At 57.1% G+C, this 16,776-nt stretch carries 16 protein-coding genes; 5 read left to right on the forward strand and 11 right to left on the reverse strand.

The window, feature by feature from the left end; translation table 11 throughout:
* Nucleotides 1–7 precede the first annotated feature (7 nt).
* The 5 genes from IEN85_RS14000 (at nucleotide 8) to IEN85_RS14020 (ending at nucleotide 8,927) form a co-directional block, all read left to right on the forward strand.
* Nucleotides 8–1,900 (forward strand): efflux RND transporter periplasmic adaptor subunit, encoded by a 1,893-nt coding sequence (locus IEN85_RS14000; RefSeq protein WP_191617706.1) that lies wholly within the window; start codon nucleotides 8–10, stop codon nucleotides 1,898–1,900.
* On the forward strand, nucleotides 1,897–5,679 hold the full coding sequence (locus IEN85_RS14005) for an efflux RND transporter permease subunit (RefSeq protein ID WP_191617707.1): 3,783 nt from the start codon (nucleotides 1,897–1,899) through the stop codon (nucleotides 5,677–5,679). Before IEN85_RS14000 ends, IEN85_RS14005 begins: the two co-directional genes overlap by 4 nt.
* 7 nt (nucleotides 5,680–5,686) lie before the next feature.
* Nucleotides 5,687–6,277 (forward strand): DUF3347 domain-containing protein, encoded by a 591-nt coding sequence (locus tag IEN85_RS14010; RefSeq protein WP_191617708.1) that lies wholly within the window; start codon nucleotides 5,687–5,689, stop codon nucleotides 6,275–6,277.
* 70 nt (nucleotides 6,278–6,347) lie between these two features.
* A complete protein-coding gene (locus IEN85_RS14015; protein WP_191617709.1) occupies nucleotides 6,348–6,908 on the forward strand; it encodes a DUF3347 domain-containing protein in 561 nt (186 codons plus the stop codon).
* A 162-nt stretch (nucleotides 6,909–7,070) separates the two neighbouring features.
* The gene (locus IEN85_RS14020) at nucleotides 7,071–8,927 is read left to right on the forward strand and encodes a CHASE domain-containing sensor histidine kinase (protein WP_191617710.1); all 1,857 of its coding nucleotides are present in this window, start codon (nucleotides 7,071–7,073) and stop codon (nucleotides 8,925–8,927) included.
* Nucleotides 8,928–9,041: 114 nt separating this feature from the next.
* Here IEN85_RS14020 and IEN85_RS14025 read toward each other — a convergent pair whose 3' ends face one another.
* The 11 genes from IEN85_RS14025 to IEN85_RS14075 are packed head-to-tail and all read right to left on the reverse strand — an operon-like array spanning nucleotide 9,042 to nucleotide 16,523.
* A complete protein-coding gene (locus IEN85_RS14025) occupies nucleotides 9,042–10,721 on the reverse strand; it encodes a Na(+)/H(+) antiporter subunit D (protein ID WP_263597540.1) in 1,680 nt (559 codons plus the stop codon).
* A gap of 37 nt (nucleotides 10,722–10,758) precedes the next feature.
* On the reverse strand, nucleotides 10,759–10,986 hold the full coding sequence (locus IEN85_RS14030; protein WP_191617712.1) for a hypothetical protein: 228 nt from the start codon (nucleotides 10,984–10,986) through the stop codon (nucleotides 10,759–10,761).
* The gene (locus IEN85_RS14035) at nucleotides 10,983–12,527 is read right to left on the reverse strand and encodes a monovalent cation/H+ antiporter subunit D family protein (protein WP_191617713.1); all 1,545 of its coding nucleotides are present in this window, start codon (nucleotides 12,525–12,527) and stop codon (nucleotides 10,983–10,985) included. Before IEN85_RS14035 ends, IEN85_RS14030 begins: the two co-directional genes overlap by 4 nt.
* A 4-nt stretch (nucleotides 12,528–12,531) precedes the next feature.
* A complete protein-coding gene (locus IEN85_RS14040; RefSeq protein ID WP_191617714.1) occupies nucleotides 12,532–14,013 on the reverse strand; it encodes a complex I subunit 5 family protein in 1,482 nt (493 codons plus the stop codon).
* Nucleotides 14,010–14,381, reverse strand: a complete 372-nt coding sequence (locus IEN85_RS14045; protein ID WP_191617715.1) for a cation:proton antiporter subunit C — start codon at nucleotides 14,379–14,381, stop codon at nucleotides 14,010–14,012. Before IEN85_RS14045 ends, IEN85_RS14040 begins: the two co-directional genes overlap by 4 nt.
* Nucleotides 14,378–14,821 (reverse strand): MnhB domain-containing protein, encoded by a 444-nt coding sequence (locus IEN85_RS14050; RefSeq protein ID WP_191617716.1) that lies wholly within the window; start codon nucleotides 14,819–14,821, stop codon nucleotides 14,378–14,380. The genes IEN85_RS14045 and IEN85_RS14050 overlap by 4 nt, the downstream gene beginning before the upstream one ends.
* Nucleotides 14,818–15,093: a hydrogen gas-evolving membrane-bound hydrogenase subunit E gene (gene mbhE, locus IEN85_RS14055; protein ID WP_191617717.1), complete on the reverse strand. Its 276-nt coding sequence runs from the start codon at nucleotides 15,091–15,093 to the stop codon at nucleotides 14,818–14,820. The genes IEN85_RS14050 and mbhE overlap by 4 nt, the downstream gene beginning before the upstream one ends.
* A 20-nt stretch (nucleotides 15,094–15,113) precedes the next feature.
* Nucleotides 15,114–15,359: a Na(+)/H(+) antiporter subunit B gene (locus tag IEN85_RS14060; RefSeq protein WP_191617718.1), complete on the reverse strand. Its 246-nt coding sequence runs from the start codon at nucleotides 15,357–15,359 to the stop codon at nucleotides 15,114–15,116.
* The gene (mnhG, locus tag IEN85_RS14065; protein WP_191617719.1) at nucleotides 15,356–15,694 is read right to left on the reverse strand and encodes a monovalent cation/H(+) antiporter subunit G; all 339 of its coding nucleotides are present in this window, start codon (nucleotides 15,692–15,694) and stop codon (nucleotides 15,356–15,358) included. The genes IEN85_RS14060 and mnhG overlap by 4 nt, the downstream gene beginning before the upstream one ends.
* Nucleotides 15,694–15,963 (reverse strand): MrpF/PhaF family protein, encoded by a 270-nt coding sequence (locus IEN85_RS14070; protein ID WP_191617720.1) that lies wholly within the window; start codon nucleotides 15,961–15,963, stop codon nucleotides 15,694–15,696. The genes mnhG and IEN85_RS14070 overlap by 1 nt, the downstream gene beginning before the upstream one ends.
* Nucleotides 15,960–16,523 carry a Na+/H+ antiporter subunit E gene (locus IEN85_RS14075; protein ID WP_191617721.1) on the reverse strand — a complete coding sequence of 188 codons (564 nt, stop codon included), beginning with the start codon at nucleotides 16,521–16,523 and terminating at the stop codon, nucleotides 15,960–15,962. The genes IEN85_RS14070 and IEN85_RS14075 overlap by 4 nt, the downstream gene beginning before the upstream one ends.
* Nucleotides 16,524–16,776 lie beyond the last annotated feature (253 nt).

The following is a 16,776-nucleotide window of genomic DNA, read 5'->3' on the forward strand; positions in this document are numbered from 1 at the left end:
CGTTCCCATGAAAACGAAAAACCTAATTATTTCCGCAGGCATTGCCCTGCTGATCGCAGCCTTCCTAATCGGACGCTGGACCGCTCCTTCGCCTGCTGTCCATGACCCGTCCATCGCTGAAAAAGCCGCTCCGACAACAGCCGAACCCGAGGTTTGGACCTGTTCGATGCACCCCCAGATCCAGCAGCCAGAACCAGGCGACTGCCCGATTTGCGGAATGGACCTCATTCCTCTGGAAAACGATTCAGATGGAGACGAGGGGCCACGAACTCTTAGCATGAGTGAAAGCTCCAGAGCATTGGCCAACATTCAAACTTCCGTTATCAAACGTCGTTTCCCGACCGCGGAGATTCGTCTCGTAGGTAAACTTGAATACGACGAAACGAAAGTGAAGTCGCTCACCGCACGCTTTCCCGCTCGCATCGACGAGTTGTTCGTCAACTTCCCAGGCGTCCCCGTGCAAAAGGGTGACCACCTCGCTCGCGTCTACAGCCCCGAGCTCCTGACCGCCCAGAGCGAACTCATCACCGCCCATCGCTACGATCCCGACAGCGCCGCAACGCGAGCCGCCAAAGAAAAGCTTCTTCTCTGGGACCTCCTCCCCAATCAGGTCGATGCCATCCTAAAAAGCGGCAAAGCGAGTGACACTTTCGAACTGAAAGCTCCAATCGCAGGAATCGTAGTCAATAAAAACATAAACGAAGGCGATTACATGAAGACAGGGCAACCGCTCTTTCGTATCGTTGATCTCAATACGCTTTGGCTGCAACTCAACGCCTACGAATCCGATCTCGCTTGGCTCCGCTTCGGTCAACAAGTCACCTTCTCCGTCGAAGCTTATCCCGGGCAGAACTTCCAAGGACAAATCACATTCATCGAGCCCGAAATCAACCGAGCAACTCGCACAGTCGCCGTCCGAGTAAACGTCGACAATGCCGCGGGCAAACTGAAACCAGGCATGTTCGCTAAAGCGCGCGCTAAATCTCAGGTAGCCCAGGCCGGCAGCGTCTTCGAGCCGGAATTTGCCGGAAAGTGGATCAGCCCCATGCACCCCGAAATCGTTAAGGATGGTCCTGGTCACTGTGACATTTGCGGGATGGACCTCGTGCCCGCAGAAGAATTGGGCTACGTACAAAACCCCGATGCGGAACCGCCACTCGTCATCCCCGCATCCGCCGTGCTACGCACCGGAAAAAGAGCAGTGGTCTATATCGAAAAACCGAATACAAGCCGTCCTACATTCGAGGGCCGAGAAATTGAATTGGGCCCGCGAGCCGGCGAAGTCTTCGTCGTGAGATCTGGACTGGCGAAAGGTGATCGCGTTGTGACCAATGGAGCCTTCAAAATCGATTCTGCTCTCCAGATCAAAGCCAAGCCCAGCATGATGAACCCCCAAGGCGATGCCTCGCCCCCAAGTCACCACCACGGAGACGGTGAAATGGCATCAAGCGCTTCGAAAGCTGCGGCACTCGAGATCGCTCCCGGAAGCGCCTCCCAAATCGTGAACCACTACCTCGCGATGCAATCAGCTCTTGCGGGAGACGATCTCGAGGAAGCCAAAAACGCAGCAAACGCCATGATGAAGATCACCGGACACTCTGGAGACCTGCCAGATCTGCTGCACGACATGCTGGCAGCAGATGATATCGACGCGTTCCGCCGACCGCATTTCGAGAAACTCTCCAATGCCTTCATCGCTGCAGCGAAAACGGACGCCAACGCCTTTGAGCAGCCGCTGACAATAATGCATTGCCCCATGGTGTATCCAGATCGTGGAGCCGATTGGCTGCAAGGAGACCTTAACCTGAAAAACCCTTACTTCGGCGCCATGATGCTCACTTGTGGAGAGGTAAAAGGGACGTTGGGCAAGGAACGAGAGTCAAGTGAGGTCGAGCAATGAGCAAGCATTCAGCCCTTTCCCAGCGGCCAACGTCGCTGCTAAACAAACTCATTCGCTTCTGCCTAGAGAACAAACTGGTTGTCGCTCTCTTTACAGCGGGACTCATACTCTGGGGCGTAATGGTCGCTCCCTTCGATTGGGAAATCGATTCGCTGCCTCGCGATCCGGTGCCAGTGGATGCCATTCCGGACATAGGCGAGAACCAGCAAATTGTATTCACCGAATGGATGGGCCGCTCGCCGCAGGACATAGAAGACCAGATCACCTATCCGCTTACCACTGCTCTGCTGGGACTTCCTCAGGTCAAGACGGTGCGCAGCTACTCCATGTTCGGGTTTTCTTCCATCTATATCATATTCAAGGAGGAAGCCGAATTTTATTGGACCCGCAGCCGCATCCTGGAGAAGCTCAACAGCCTTCCGAGCGGCACTCTTCCTCAAGGCGTATCCCCCCAACTGGGACCGGATGCCACCGCTCTCGGACAAGTTTTCTGGTATACATTGGAAGGCATGGACCCAGAAGGGAAGCCCACGGGCGGCTGGGATCTCGACGAGCTCCGCAGCACCCAGGATTGGTACGTACGCTACGCCTTGCAAGGAGTCGAGGGCGTAGCGGAAGTAGCCTCCATCGGCGGGTACGTCAAGGAGTACCAAATAGACGTCGACCCAGATGCATTGCGCACCTATAACGTCGCATTGCACGAGGTCTTCGACGCCGTGCGCGGCAGCAACCTCGACGTCGGAGCTCGCACGATCGAGATAAATTCCGCCGAATACGTTATTCGTGGCCTTGGATTCGTTAAGAGCCTCGACGACTTGCGGCGTACGGTGGTAACCCAACGAAACAACGTCCCCATAACTCTCGACCAATTGGCAGATATCGAGTTTGGCCCAGCTCTACGGCGCGGAGCCCTCGACAAGGCGGGAGCCGAAGCGGTGGGCGGCGTCGTTGTCACGCGTTATGGCGAGAACCCGCTTGAGGTCATCAAGCGTATCAAAGAAAAGATTACGGAAATCTCAGCAGGCATGCCGAGCAAGACGCTGGAAGACGGAACCCTCAGCCAGGTGCAAGTCGTTCCTTTCTACGATCGCACGGGCCTGATCTACGAAACTCTCGGTACGCTCGAAGAAGCAGTCAGCCTGGAAATCCTAGTTACGATTATCGTAGTCGTACTCTTGGTGATGCACCTGCGCAGCGCGTTGTTGATATCAGGCGTGCTGCCGCTTGCCGTTCTCTTTGCCTTCATTGGCATGTGGTTGCTCGAGGTCGACGCCAACGTTGTTGCCCTTTCCGGCATTGCCATCGCCATCGGTACGATCGTGGACATGGGCATTGTCGTGATAGAAAATATTCTCAAGCATTTGGACAAGGCCGACCCCAAGGAGAGCCGACTCGAAGTCGTCTATAGAGCAAGCGCAGAAGTCGGCAGCGCGGTTCTCACGGCAGTAGCGACTACGGTAATTAGCTTTTTGCCGGTCTTCACCATGCAAGCAGCAGAAGGAAAGCTCTTTCGTCCTCTCGCCTATACAAAAACTTTCGCCCTGATCGGCTCCATCGTCGTAGCCCTCACCATCATCCCTCCCCTCGCCCACTGGTTCATAGCGGGAAGGCACGAAAACCGTATCAGCAAAACAATTACATGGGGATCTATCGCGACACTCGGACTCGCCATTCCATTCTTCTGGAACGGTTTTCCTTGGCTACTCAGCGCATTGCTTATCGGAGTCGCCAGCTTCAACCTCTTTGCGAACCGTTTGCCTGAGTCTCTCCGCCAACGCTGCCACTACGCCTTCAATTTCATAGTCGCCTTCGTCGTCGCTCTCATACTCGCGCAGGCGTGGAAACCGATGGGCCCCGAACACCCATGGCAGAACGCGCTTTTCGTAATCCTCGCGATCGGTAGCCTGCTCCTGCCAATGCTCGCCTTCATCTGGATGTATCCGCGAATTCTGACATTCATTTTGAGGACAAAAGCCGCCTTCCTATCACTCAGCCTGTTGGTCGTCGCCTTCGGATTCAGCGCTTGGCTTGGCTTCTCTACTCTCTTCGGCTGGATGCCAGACTTTGTGAAAAAGTCATCGCCCTATGTCGCGGTCAGCCACGCCCTCCCTGGCTTGGGAAAGGAGTTCATGCCTCCCCTGGACGAAGGCTCTTACCTGCTCATGCCTACGACCATGCCGCACGCGTCCATCGGCGAAGTGATGGACGTATTGAAAAAACAAGACATGGCCATCAACGCCATACCTGAGGTGGAACTGGCTGTCGGAAAGCTTGGACGCGCGGAAAGTCCTCTCGATCCCGCACCCATTTCCATGATCGAAACCATAATCAACTACAAACCGGAGTTCGTCGTCGACCAGGATGGACACGTTTTGACCTTCGCCTACGACGAGTCGAAACAGGAATACTTGCGCGACGAAATGGGACAGCTCATCAGCGACGAGGACGGACGCCCATTTCGCAACTGGCGAGACGAGATACGAAGTCCAGACGACATCTGGGCAGAGATCGTAAAAGCTGCCAGCATTCCGGGCACCACTTCCGCACCGAAGCTACAACCGATCGCAGCTCGCATCGTGATGCTGCAAAGCGGCATGCGCGCCCCCATGGGATTGAAGGTTTACGGGCCGGACCTCGAAACCATCGAGTCGCTTGCCTTGCAAATCGAGGGCATCCTGAAGCAAGTCCCCTCCATCAAAGCGGAGGCCGTGCTGGCGGACCGCATCGTCGGCAAGCCGTACCTTGAGATCGACATCGACCGCGACGCGATCGCCCGCTACGGCATTCGCATCAAGACAGTGCAGGACGTGATCGAAGTCGCCATCGGCGGCAAACCCATCACCCAAACCGTCGAAGGTCGCGAGCGCTATCCGGTTCGCGTCCGCTACCAACGCGAATTACGCGACAGCATCGAGGACATCGAAAGCATTCTGGTAGCCGCTCCCGACGGTACTCAGATTCCTCTCAAGGAACTGGCTTCCATTCGGTACGTGCGAGGACCGCAAGTAATCAAAAGCGAGGACACCTTTCTCGTCGGCTACGTAATCTTCGACAAGCGCAACGGATTCGCCGAGGTCGAGGTAGTCGAGCAAGCCCAGCAACTGTTGCAGGAAAAGATAGCGAGCGGCGAGCTGAGCATCCCCTCGGGGGCCAGCTACCGTTTCACCGGGAGCTACGAAAACCAGCTGCGAGCTGAGAAACGCCTGAGCATCGTGCTGCCGATCTCCTTGTTCGCCATTTTCCTAATACTCTACTTCCAGTTCAAGAAGGTGCCGGTAACGCTGCTGGTTTTCTCCGGAATCGCTTTCGCTTGGTCCGGAGGATTCATTCTCCTGTGGCTCTACGGGCAAGATTGGTTCTTCGACCTCTCCCTGTTCGGGCAAAACCTGCGCGACCTTTTCCAGGTCGAGACGCTGAACTTAAGCGTCGCGGTTTGGGTCGGTTTCCTCGCCCTCTTCGGCATCGCCACTGACGACGGCGTCATAATGGCGACCTACCTCGAACAACGATTCCGCGAAGCTCCCCCAAAAGACCGGGAGGAGATCCGTCAACGTGTGGTAGAGGCAGCGCAAAAACGCGTCCGTCCCGCAATGATGACCATCGCAACCACGATCCTCGCCCTGCTGCCCGTATTGACATCTTCAGGACGCGGATCAGACGTGATGCTCCCCATGGCAATTCCTACCTTCGGCGGCATGCTGCTCGCCACCATCACCATTTTCGTCGTGCCTGTGCTCTATTGCAGTATCGAGGAGCTGAAGGCGAAATCTTCTAACTAATACCATCATGAAAACCGTATTCATCTTAGCGCTGTTGGCATGGGCAACGAGCTTGTCCGCCCAACACCACCACCCCACCCAGCTTGTCTCGCCCTTTTCCAAAAGTCTCGAGAAGGCCTACCTGAGCTTGCAGTCCAGCTTGGCGGCGGACGACTTGAACGGAGCGCATGAGTCCGCCCTCGCTTACATCTCCGCCTTCGAGAAGTCTACCGCGCGGCTTAACGTCGAAGCCCTCACCCAACACGCCGAAGCAATTGCGCAGGCCAACGATATCGCTGCCGCCCGAGCCTCTTTCAAAACGCTCAGCTCGCAGGCAACGATGCTTTTCGACTACCTCGCCAGCAGCGATTCCTCTCCCCTCTATCTCGTGCGTTGCAGCATGGCATTCGATGGAGCAGGCGCGGAATGGCTGCAAAACACGCAAACGATCTCCAACCCCTACTACGGCAGCAGCATGGCGAATTGCGGTTCCATCGTGAGAAGGATCGGCTCGACCGCCCCCGCCCCCGCCACCGCCAGCAGCTCATGCTGCGCAAGCCAAGAGAATCACGCGGCAAGTTGCGAGCACCACAATTCACCCTCCTGTTGTTCCCAGTAGTCCATCTTCCCGAAACCTTTTTTTCGAAACAAGAACCCATAAAATCTAAATCCGAGTACATTACACAGCCATGAAAACACTCATCCTAACACTGATCGCCACAACCTTAGCCGTCGCCAACCTGCAAGCGCACTGCGGTACCTGCTCCACGAGCGAAGGAGCCCACGAACACCACGCATCGTGCGCCAGCCACCAGCTCGACCCCTACTTCGCAGCGCAAGCTGCTTTGGCTTCCGACGACCTCGCAGCCGCAAAAAATGCCGCGAAGTCCATGCTGAAGACGGGAGAAGAAAAAGGCTGCTCCCTCGAGGAAGGCGCTTGCTGCGCGACCGAACTGACTGCTGCAACACAGATCACTGAAGCATCCGATATCAAAGCGGCCCGCAAAGCCTTCAAGTCCTGGTCCGATACGCTCATTGCCAAACTGGACGAGGAAGGCCTCGCCGAAGGCAGCGCCATCAAAATGTACTGCCCGATGGCTTTCAACAACATGGGTGGCGCCTGGCTGCAATCGAGCAAGGACCTCAGGAACCCATACTACGGCTCCATGATGCTCACCTGCGGCATGCCGCAAAAAGAGTACGGCAAGGGAGGAACGCAACAACACTCCGGCGAACATCACCATCACTAGTCGTGCCTCGACGGCAATCGCGCCGCAAGCCAGCCCATCATTCCAGCCGACGCTTCCTCCCCAGGAAGCGTCGGTTTCGTTTGTGAGCTGGCGCCTTGCCAAACCTAGACTCAAAAGGGCCTGTCCCCCTACAAAAACGCCGCACGCGCTTTACTTGCTCGCGTGCCACGACTGATTCCTAGACCCTATGCGGCTCCCACTCCCTACCGTATCACCGTCCTCAGAATGGATCCAGAAGCCCCCACTCAGAACCAACAGGCGAAAGACGTCGGAAAAGCGATTCTCAGCGGCTCCGCGTTTTCGACGATGCATCGCCTCCACTGGCTCATCATTTTCCTCTCCCTCGTAGTCACCATTGCCGCTTGGCGAATCACATCCAGCCAAATTCAAGAAAAAGCTGCCAACACCTACGAGCGCGAAACGTCCAAGATTCTCGATCTCGTGCTGGAGCGCATGCAGCGCTACGAGGACGCCCTGTGGGCTGGAGCGATCCACATCAACGCGATCGGGGGAGACATCCAATACCGGGACTGGAAACGCTACGCCGAAGCAGTCAGCATCGAGAGAAAATACCCTGGCATTAACGGAATCGGCGTAGTGCATTACGTGGCACCCGATCGCCTCCACTCCTACCTCACCGCCCAAAGGGTCGACCGACCGAGCTACCGCATCCACCCGGATCACGACAAGCAAGGTTTCTGGCCCATCAGCTACATCATACCTGAAAAGGGAAACGAGAAAGCCGTCGGCCTCGACATGGCTCACGAGAGCAACCGCTACGCTGCAGCGCAACTCGCGCGCGACACCGGAGAAGCCAGGATCACCGGCCCCATCACTCTGGTGCAGGACGAGCAGCACACGCCCGGCTTCCTCTTCTTCGTGCCCTTCTACCGATCAAGTACCGCCCCCTTGAACGTCGAGGAGCGCCGTGAAACCTTCGTCGGCCTCATCTACGCTCCTTTCGTCGTAAACAATCTCGTGGACGGGGTGCTCTCCCGCGAACTGAGAAGCATCACCTTCTCCATCTCCGACGGAAGCGAGGAGATATTCAATGAGGACGCAATCGCCGAGCACGAGTTCGACAACGATCCGCTCTTCCAATCAAGCTCCGAGATCGAGCTCTACGGCAGGACCTGGACCTTCCGCTTTCGTAGCAGCAAGGAGTTTAGGAGGGACCTATCCAGCGACCAGCCAATGACAATCCTCATCGGCGGCATCCTCGTGGACCTGCTGCTCCTGATGCTCTTCGTGCTGATATCGCGAAACAACAGGCGCAACGCACATAACGCTCAAATGCTGCTACAGGCTCAAAAAAAAGTCGAACGCGCCAACGAGGAACTCAGCCACTTCAATTACCGCACCTCCCACGACCTCGTCGCCCCGCTGAAAACGATTCGCGGCTACGTCGACCTCGCAAAGTACCAGATCGAGGACAAGGACATCGAAGGGATTTCCGACTGCCTCAGCCGTATCGGCAAGCAAGCGTCCCGTCTAGAGAAGCTGGTCGAAGACCTGCTCAACCTCTGCCGTATCGAAAATCAGGATTCTCCTCCCGAGGCCATCGACCCCCACGAGATATTCGACTTCGTCAGCTCTACCTTGCAAAGCCTCTGGGAAGAAAAAGGCGTGCAGGTCACCTTCGAGAACCACTTGCAGGCGCCCTTCTACGCTGAGTCGGTAAGGGTGCGGCAAATCATGGAAAACCTAGTTTCCAACGGAATCAAATACTCCGACCCCCAAAAATCCGAACGCTGGGTGAAGGTAGGTTTCACGCCTGTAAGAGAAGGTTGGATACGTCTCGAGGTGGCGGACAACGGCATCGGAATTCCCGACGAAAGCCGCGATAAGGTCTACGAAATGTTCTATCGCGCCGGAAACAATTCCGAATTCGGAAGCGGTTTAGGCAATTATTTGGTGAAGAAGCACGTATCCTCCCTCAATGGCACAATCGACTACCGCTCCTCTCCTCAGGGAACGACCTTCCACGTGGACATTCCAGCCAAAATGACTGGGCGCTAACGCCCCATTTGAATCTGCGACGTTCCTCTCCGACTCTGAGAAGGTGCTAGAGAAATCTGACGTCTAACCCCATGATGCCTTACCCTGCTCCCTTCCCTCAGAAGGGAGCAAAAACTACGAGGCGAGTAACATCACCGAAGCAAAAATCGCCACGAAGACCAGTAGGATAAACGCCAGTCCGGCGCCCAGCGGCGAACGCTCCACATCGGGATTGAACGCGTCAGCAGACCCTTTGTTCATGCCGAACCAAGCCCGCGGATTTCCGAAATTGGACGCGAGCAGCGACGCGATTCCGTCGCGCGTTTTCGCTCCGGCCGCGAAGAAGGCATTGACCGGCTTCACAAGCAAAGCGGTGGCCACCGGAGCTCCACGACGGTAGAACCAGTCCGTGTCCAAGGCGATGTAAGGCTCGCCGGCCAACTTGGCCCGCAACACCCAAAAGCCGATGAAGGTGAAGGTCAGAATCTGGGTCGCCTCTACCAAGTGGTAAGCCGTGTACGGATGGTACTCCGCGTCGAAAGGCAGCAAGACGTAAAGAGCATGCGGATACACGCCGAAAAAGGTGCAACCAAACGCGACCAATCCCATCGCCACGTACATATTGCGCGGAATCGGCTTCGCCTCCAGCTTCTGATCCTTACCCCAAAAAGTGAATACAGGAATCTTCAGGCCGGTGTGCAGGAAGGTTCCTACCGAGGCGAGCAACAGGCCTAGCATGATCGCATAGTGGTGAGCCTCACCGGCTGAGGAAACGATCATCGACTTGCTGATGAATCCGTTGAAGAGCGGGAAGCCGGAAATCGAAAAGGCTCCGATCATGAAAAGCCAAACCACGCCGCGCATCTTCGGAGCCAAGCCCCCCAAGTCGCTCAGCTTGCTCACCCCAGTCGCTTGGATCACCGCGCCCGCTCCCATGAACAAGAGAGCCTTGTAGAGGATGTGGCTGAACGCGTGGGCCGCCGTGCCGTTCATCGACAACGCCGTACCGATGCCCACGCCGGTGACCATGTAGCCAACCTGGCTGATGATATGGTAAGCGAGAATCTGGCGTATGTCGTTCGCCAATACAGCGTAAACCACACCGTAAAGCGCCATGAAGAGTCCCATGTAGATCAAAAGATCCCAGCCGGGAAACAGAACCAGCAGAACGTAAACCGCCGACTTCGTCGTCAGAGCGCTCATGAAAATGGCTCCCGTGATCGTCGCCTTTGGATAAGCGTCCGGCAGCCACGGGTGCAGCGGCGGCAGGGCCACGTTCAAGGCGACGCCAGCGAGCACCAGCCAAGCGGCCAATCCCATGTCGGGCGTCAAGGCCTGCAGGGTCAAGGTGCCGGTCTGGCCATAGAAGAGAATGATCCCGCCGAAAAGCAGGGAGCCACCCGCCACGTGCACTAGCAGGTAGCGGACACCCGCTCGGAGGGAGCGAGCTTCCTTGCGTGCGAAAACGAGCCAAGCCGAAGCCACCGCCATCAGTTCCCAGAAAAGCAGCAAGGTCAGAAAATCACCCGCCAGCGTCACTCCCAAGGCCCCGGCCGCGTACGACAGGGCAGCCACTTGCTGCCCGCGGTCGTCCACGTGCCAAGCGTACACCCCGGCTACCGCCGAGATGAGCAAGAAAATCACCGCGAACACGAAGTTCACCTTCGTCACGGAATAAAGCGTCAGCTCAAATCCCGCCAAGCTGGCGTTGGCTGACGCGCCCACTCCCATCGTCCACAGCTGCCAAAGTCCTACCAGCGGTACAGCGACGCAGATCGCCGCCCGGAGGCTCTTGCCCGGAAGTATCGCAGCCAAAGCAGCTGCCCCTAGTAGCCAAAAAGCTGGCGCCAGCTCAAACATCTTCGTCCCCCTTGTAGTAGTCTTCCTTCTTTTGCAGCCAAACCTTCCCTAGGAATTTGGAAACCACGATGATCAACACGCAGCCGACAAACCCGAAGATGCAGTAGAACAGCGGAATCGCGTCCCACGCGTGCGGATGCGGATGCGGAGGCCCAAAATACTGCAACGCCAGCGAACCGAGCGTCACCAATCCTAAAAGTATCCAGTGTATCTTCTTCATCGCGCCAATCCGATCTCGTTAGCGTTCAAGGCTTGCGGTAGTTCGCCCATCACCGACTCTACGACGCGACTTGCGATCTCGAAAAACGGCAGGGGAAAGTCCGGAAAAATGCCAAATATCAAGGCCAAGGTGGCCGTGATGCAGAGCGGCACCACCATCCACGGCGTAGCCTCCCCTTTCGGAAAGTGGGCGTCCGGCGCTGCGGGACGGAAAAAGCCGCGAATCACGATGGGGAAGAAATAGCCCGCGTTGAGCAAACCGCTCAGCAGGAACACTCCGAGCACGATTCCCTGCCCCGAGTCCAAGCTCCCCATACTCAGCCACCATTTGCTCAGGAAGCCGTACACCGGCGGAATCCCCGCCAGTCCCAAGGCTCCGATACCGAAAGCGGCAAAGGTCCACGGCATGCGTCGCCCCAGCCCGTCGAGCTGCGAAATCTCCGTCTTGTGCGAGTGGACGATAATCGCGCCCGCGCAGAAGAAGAGCGTGATCTTCATCACGGCATGGGCCGAGAGGTGCATCAAGCTACCGGTCAATGCGGCCGGCGAAGCGAGCGCGGCGCCCATCACGATGTAGGACAAGTGCCCAACCGTTGAATACGCGAGCCGCTTCTTCAAGTTGTCCTGACGCAAGGCGATCGTCGACGCGAGGAGGATCGTCGCTCCCGCGAAGATAGCCAGCAGCACGTCAAGGCCATGCTCTCGCATCATCTCGGGACCAAAAACGAAACCGGTCACGCGCAGCACGCCAAAGGCGCCTGACTTTACCACCGCCACCGCGTGCAGCAAGGCGCTCACCGGCGTCGGAGCCACCATGGCAGCCGGTAACCAGCTGTGCAGCGGCATCACGCCGGCCTTCACGCCCACGCCTACCATGAAGAGCAGAAAGAGCAGCTTGAGCTCCCCTTCGCCGAAAGCGCCTTCGGGAATGAAGCCTCCCGCGATGAAACTGACTTCGCCAACCCGGACGTTAATCCAGACCGCTGCTGCCAAGAACAGCAAGCCGGCCGTCAGGGCGTAGCCGAGGTACATGCGACCGGAACGCAAGGCGTCGGGCGATTCCTTGTGCACCACCAAGGGGTAAGTGGCCAAGGTGAGCAGCTCGTAGAAAATCAGGAAGGTGATCAGGTTGTCCGAGAACGCGATGCCCAAGGTCGCCGACAAGCTCAGCGCGAAACTGCAGAAAAAGCGGGTCTGCTTCTTCTCGTGATGCCCGCGCATGTAGCCGAGGGCGTAGGCCGTGGTCACGATCCAGAGCCCCGACGCCACCAAGGCGAAGAGCACGCCCAGCGGATCCGCCACCAAGCTGAAGCTAATGCCAGGTGCGATCTCGAGCAAAGTGATCCCTACCGACTCCCCTCGCAAGGCGCCAGGCACCAGCGAGAGAACCAAGGCGAACTTGATACCCGCCGCCAAGAAGCTCCACGATTCGCGGAGGTTCGGCATACGGGAACTGAAGAGGATGGCCGGTATCGCCGCCATGGATACGAGGACGGCGAACAGGGGAACCATTGAAGATTGGAAAAGTGCGTCAGTCGTCATGGGATCAGAATCCGGGCAACATTGGGCTAATGAATTTCGAAACGATGAAGACGTTGCCGAAACCGAGAACGAGGAGGGACAAGGCTAGGACCAAAGTCGATAGTCCCATCGCGAATGGCAGACGAGCGCCCTTCGGGGCTTTCTCCTCTCCCTCGTCCTTCCCGAGATAGAGTCGCTCCAGCACCCGGAAAAAGTAGACCGCATTGAGCAAGCTGCTGACGATGATTACCACCACCAGAATCCAGCTTCCCTGCTCGTAGCTACCGAGCAGCAGATACCACTTGCTGAAGAAGCCAGCCGTCGGAGGCAGACCGATCATGGAAATCGCCGCCAGCGCGAAGCAAGCGCAGGTCAAAGGCATCTTCCGGCGCAAAGCGGCGTTGAAGCCCTTGATGGAAGTTCCCTCCCCTTGTCGCTCGAGATTGGCCGTCACCAGGAAGAGACAGGCCTTCATCACCGCGTGGTTGATCACGTGCAACACCGCTCCGATGTAGCCGTTGGGAGTCGCCAAACCGAAACCGACCGCGATGTATCCAATTTGCGCTACGCTACTGTAAGCCAGCATGCGCTTGATGTTGTCCTGGGCGATCGCCATGATGGAGCCCCAGATGATACCAACCGCGCCGAGAGCGAGAACGATGTCGAAGATCCGCAAGTCTGCCAGCAAAGCTTCGTATGGCAGCACCTCGTAGCCTAAGCGCAGCACCGCGTAAGCCGCGACTTTCGTTCCTAGGGGCGCGACCAATGCCGTGCTAGTGGCAGGCGCATTGGTGTAGACGTCCGGCAGCCAATAGTGCAGCGGCAGCAGAGCCATCTTGATACCCAAGCCGGTAAAAATGAACACTACCGCCAGCGTGGTCGCTGGACCGAGCCCCTGCTCCTGCAGGATCGCAGCGACGTCCACCATGTTCAAGGAACCGGTCTTCGCTAGGAGCAGCCCGATTCCGATCAGGTAGAAAGACGCACCAATGGTGCCGATGATCAGATAGCGGAAGGAGGACAGCGCCGCTTTGGCGCTCCCGCAGCCCAGAACGGCGTAGCCCGCCAAGGCGCTGATCTCTAGGAAAACGTAGAGATTGAACAAGTCGCCCGTCCCTACGATGCCGCTGAAACCGGCCAGCAAAAGCAACGAGGACGCGTAATAGGTCATGGTGTTGCCCGCGCCGCAGTCTCTTACAACCGATTCGCGAGAGTGCAGCAGCACGAAGGCCGAAACCGCTCCGATCGCGAAGGTGAAGAAACAGGACAAAGGATCCGCCACCAGCTCGATGCCGACCGGAGGCGCCCAGTTGCCCATTGAGTAATGGATCGCCCCAGTGCTGGAAGTCAGCCAAAGCCCATAAGCGCCGAGAGCGGCTACGATCAGGCTGGTCAACCAAGCCAGCGTCCACGGCAAATCACGCCCCAACTTGCTCGCAAGCGGCATCAAAAGCGCCACGAACAAATACAAAAGAATCGGCAAAGCCGGCAAATGCTCCGCAATCATTTCGAAGCCTCCCTTCGGATATCATCCTCGTCCAAGCTGCCGTAGGCGCCGTAGACACGGATCAAGAGTGAAAGCGCCACGCCCACAGTCGCCACGCCCACCACGATCGCCGTCAGCATGAGGGCGTGAGGCAATGGATTGATGTAAGCGTCCGCCTGATCGAGAGGAAGCGCCTCATCCTTCACCGGAACCGTGCCGCCCGTCTTGTAGGCAGTCTGGATGAAAAACAGGATTATAGCCGCTTGGAAGATGGTCATCCCGATCACCTTCTTCACGTAGTTGCGCTTGAGCAGCATCCCGTACAAGCCCACCGTCAAAAGCAGGAAGCACAGGATGTACGCCGAGTAGTTGCTGAAAAAGTCGCTCATCCTTCGCTCTTATCGTCCTCCGTCAAAACGTCGAAAATCGCCACCAGCACCGTCATCACCGCTAAGGCCACGCCCAGCTCGATTACTAGAATTCCCCAATAGTGAAGACTGACCGCGGACAAGCCCATGGCCGGCAAGGCGTCGTACTGCAGGAACTTGCCTCCGTTCAAGAGCGCCAAGAGGCCCACCCCGCCGAAAATCCAAGCACCCAGCGAACCGAGTCCCATGGTGGCGCCTGAGGCGAGCTCCTTCTGGCTCGCGCTGCGGCCCTCGCCGATACGCAGCAAAATCACTGCCGCCGCCAATAGCGCTCCCCCTTGGAAGCCTCCGCCCGGGCTGTAGTGCCCGTGGAAGATGACGTACAAGGCAAAAACTTGAATCAAGCGCGACATGTAGCGGCATGCGAGCCGCACGATAGGACTGACGTCTACCCCCTTCATGATTCGCGCCTCCCGCGTAGGATGAGCAAGCAAGCGATACCCGCAGCGAAAACGACCACCGTCTCTCCGAAGGTATCGAAGCCACGATAGTCGGCGAGCACCACCGTCACGATGTTGTCCGTACCGGCGTCTTTATACGAATTTTGGATGTAGTGCGTTCCGGCCGTCGGGCTTCCCACTTCGCTTTGCTCGCGGTGCAAGGGCACGTCCAAGTCCCCGCGTGGCGGCAGGTCGCGAACGACCGATACCATGGAGATGAAAAATCCAGCCAAGATTAGAAACTGTAGCGCTTTCAATCCTCGGTCCTCCGTGTGGTTCGCAATATCATCGCAATGAAGTAAACTCCGAGCACGCCCGCTCCCACGACCGCTTCGGTGAAGCCCACGTCGACAGCTCCCATCTCTATGAAAAGAACCGCGATCACAAAGCTGAATACAGAAGTGGTCACCGCCGCCGCGAGCAGATCCTTCACGTTGATCGCGATCAAGGCCGCAATCACCAGAAACGAGTACAACAGCAACTCGATATAGTTATTCATTCGCTACCCTCCTTACGTTCGGCAGGTGTCTGGTCTTCCGCGCTCCACGGCTTCAATCCGCTCTTCCACGCCGCGCGTCCCAAGGCGTGCGCCGCAACGGGATTCGTCAACATGAGGAAAAAGGCGATGAGCAACACCTTGCCCGCATCCAGCGTCACACCGCTGATGACGGCGACGCCGATCACAGCAATAATCACGCCCACGGTGTCCACCTTGCTGGCAGCGTGCGTACGGGCGAAAAAGTCCGGCAGACGAACCAAGCCGATACTACCTACCAACATTCCCAGGAGACCGATAAAAATCAGTACGACCCCGACGATATCGCTCACATCCATTACTCTTCCTCCTTCCGCAGGCGAAAGTACTCCGCCATGGCGATGCCGCCGATGAAATTCAAAATTGCGTAGCCCAAGGCGATGTCCACGAACATCGACAAACGGTCGTACATGAGCCCCACCAACAAGATGAGCACGATCGCCTTGCCTCCGATCGCTCCAATCGAGAGCAAGCGGTCAAACACCGTCGGCCCCTTGATCAGGCGGTAAAACGGGATCGCCGTCGCCACGATGAATAGCAAAATCATCACGTTCGCGATTGAGCTCATTGTCCTGCCTCCTTCTTTTCGAGAGGTATCCTCTCGACTGATACATTGGCCTCGCTCTCGCTCAATCTGGCTACCTTGCGAGCCATTTCTCCGTTGAGCACATCCTGCTCGGTGTTCTCGGTGAGCGCGTGAACCACTAGTTCGTCGCCTTCCATGTCAACCGTCAGCGTGCCAGGGGTCAGAGTAATCGAATTCGCGAACACCACCGAGTTCACCTGGCTCGGCATCGCGCAACGGACTCGAAACATGCGCGGTTGCAAGCCCTCCTGCGGGCCGAGAATCTTTCGAGCCACGTACCAAGCCGACAAGACCATCTGCCACAAGAGCCAAAAGATGTAGATGAAGGAGGTAACGGGACGCAAGCCTCGCTCCCCTTCCTCGCGGAAGGCTGGCAAGCGGGATTGCAACCAGAACAACAGGGCAACCGTAGCGGCGCCGACGCCAAGATGGAACGCATCCAACTTACCGCTAAACAGTACCCAAAGTAAAAAGAGTCCCACAACAACGCCCAAAGGCATCTTGCTCCCTCTCGCGGCAGTTTTCTCAGTCCCTTTACTCATGTGGCGAGCGAATGTCTAACAGCGAAGGACCATGCCAGCGCCCTCGCGCCACGCCCTTCACTGCAAACTATCTGATGTCCCCTGTTCATTGTTTCACTTGGAAACGAGCACGCCTCGCAATGGCAGTGCACCGGTCCGGAAGGACCGCTTTTCTTTACCCCTACGTCTGCTTGTCAACCAAAACAGACTCTTTTCGCTTCGAAAGCGTCAGAATAGAGAGAACGAAAGCTCGATAGCATCATACTGGAAAACA

Source organism: Pelagicoccus enzymogenes, assembly GCF_014803405.1.
GTDB classification, from domain to species: domain Bacteria; phylum Verrucomicrobiota; class Verrucomicrobiia; order Opitutales; family Opitutaceae; genus Pelagicoccus; species Pelagicoccus enzymogenes.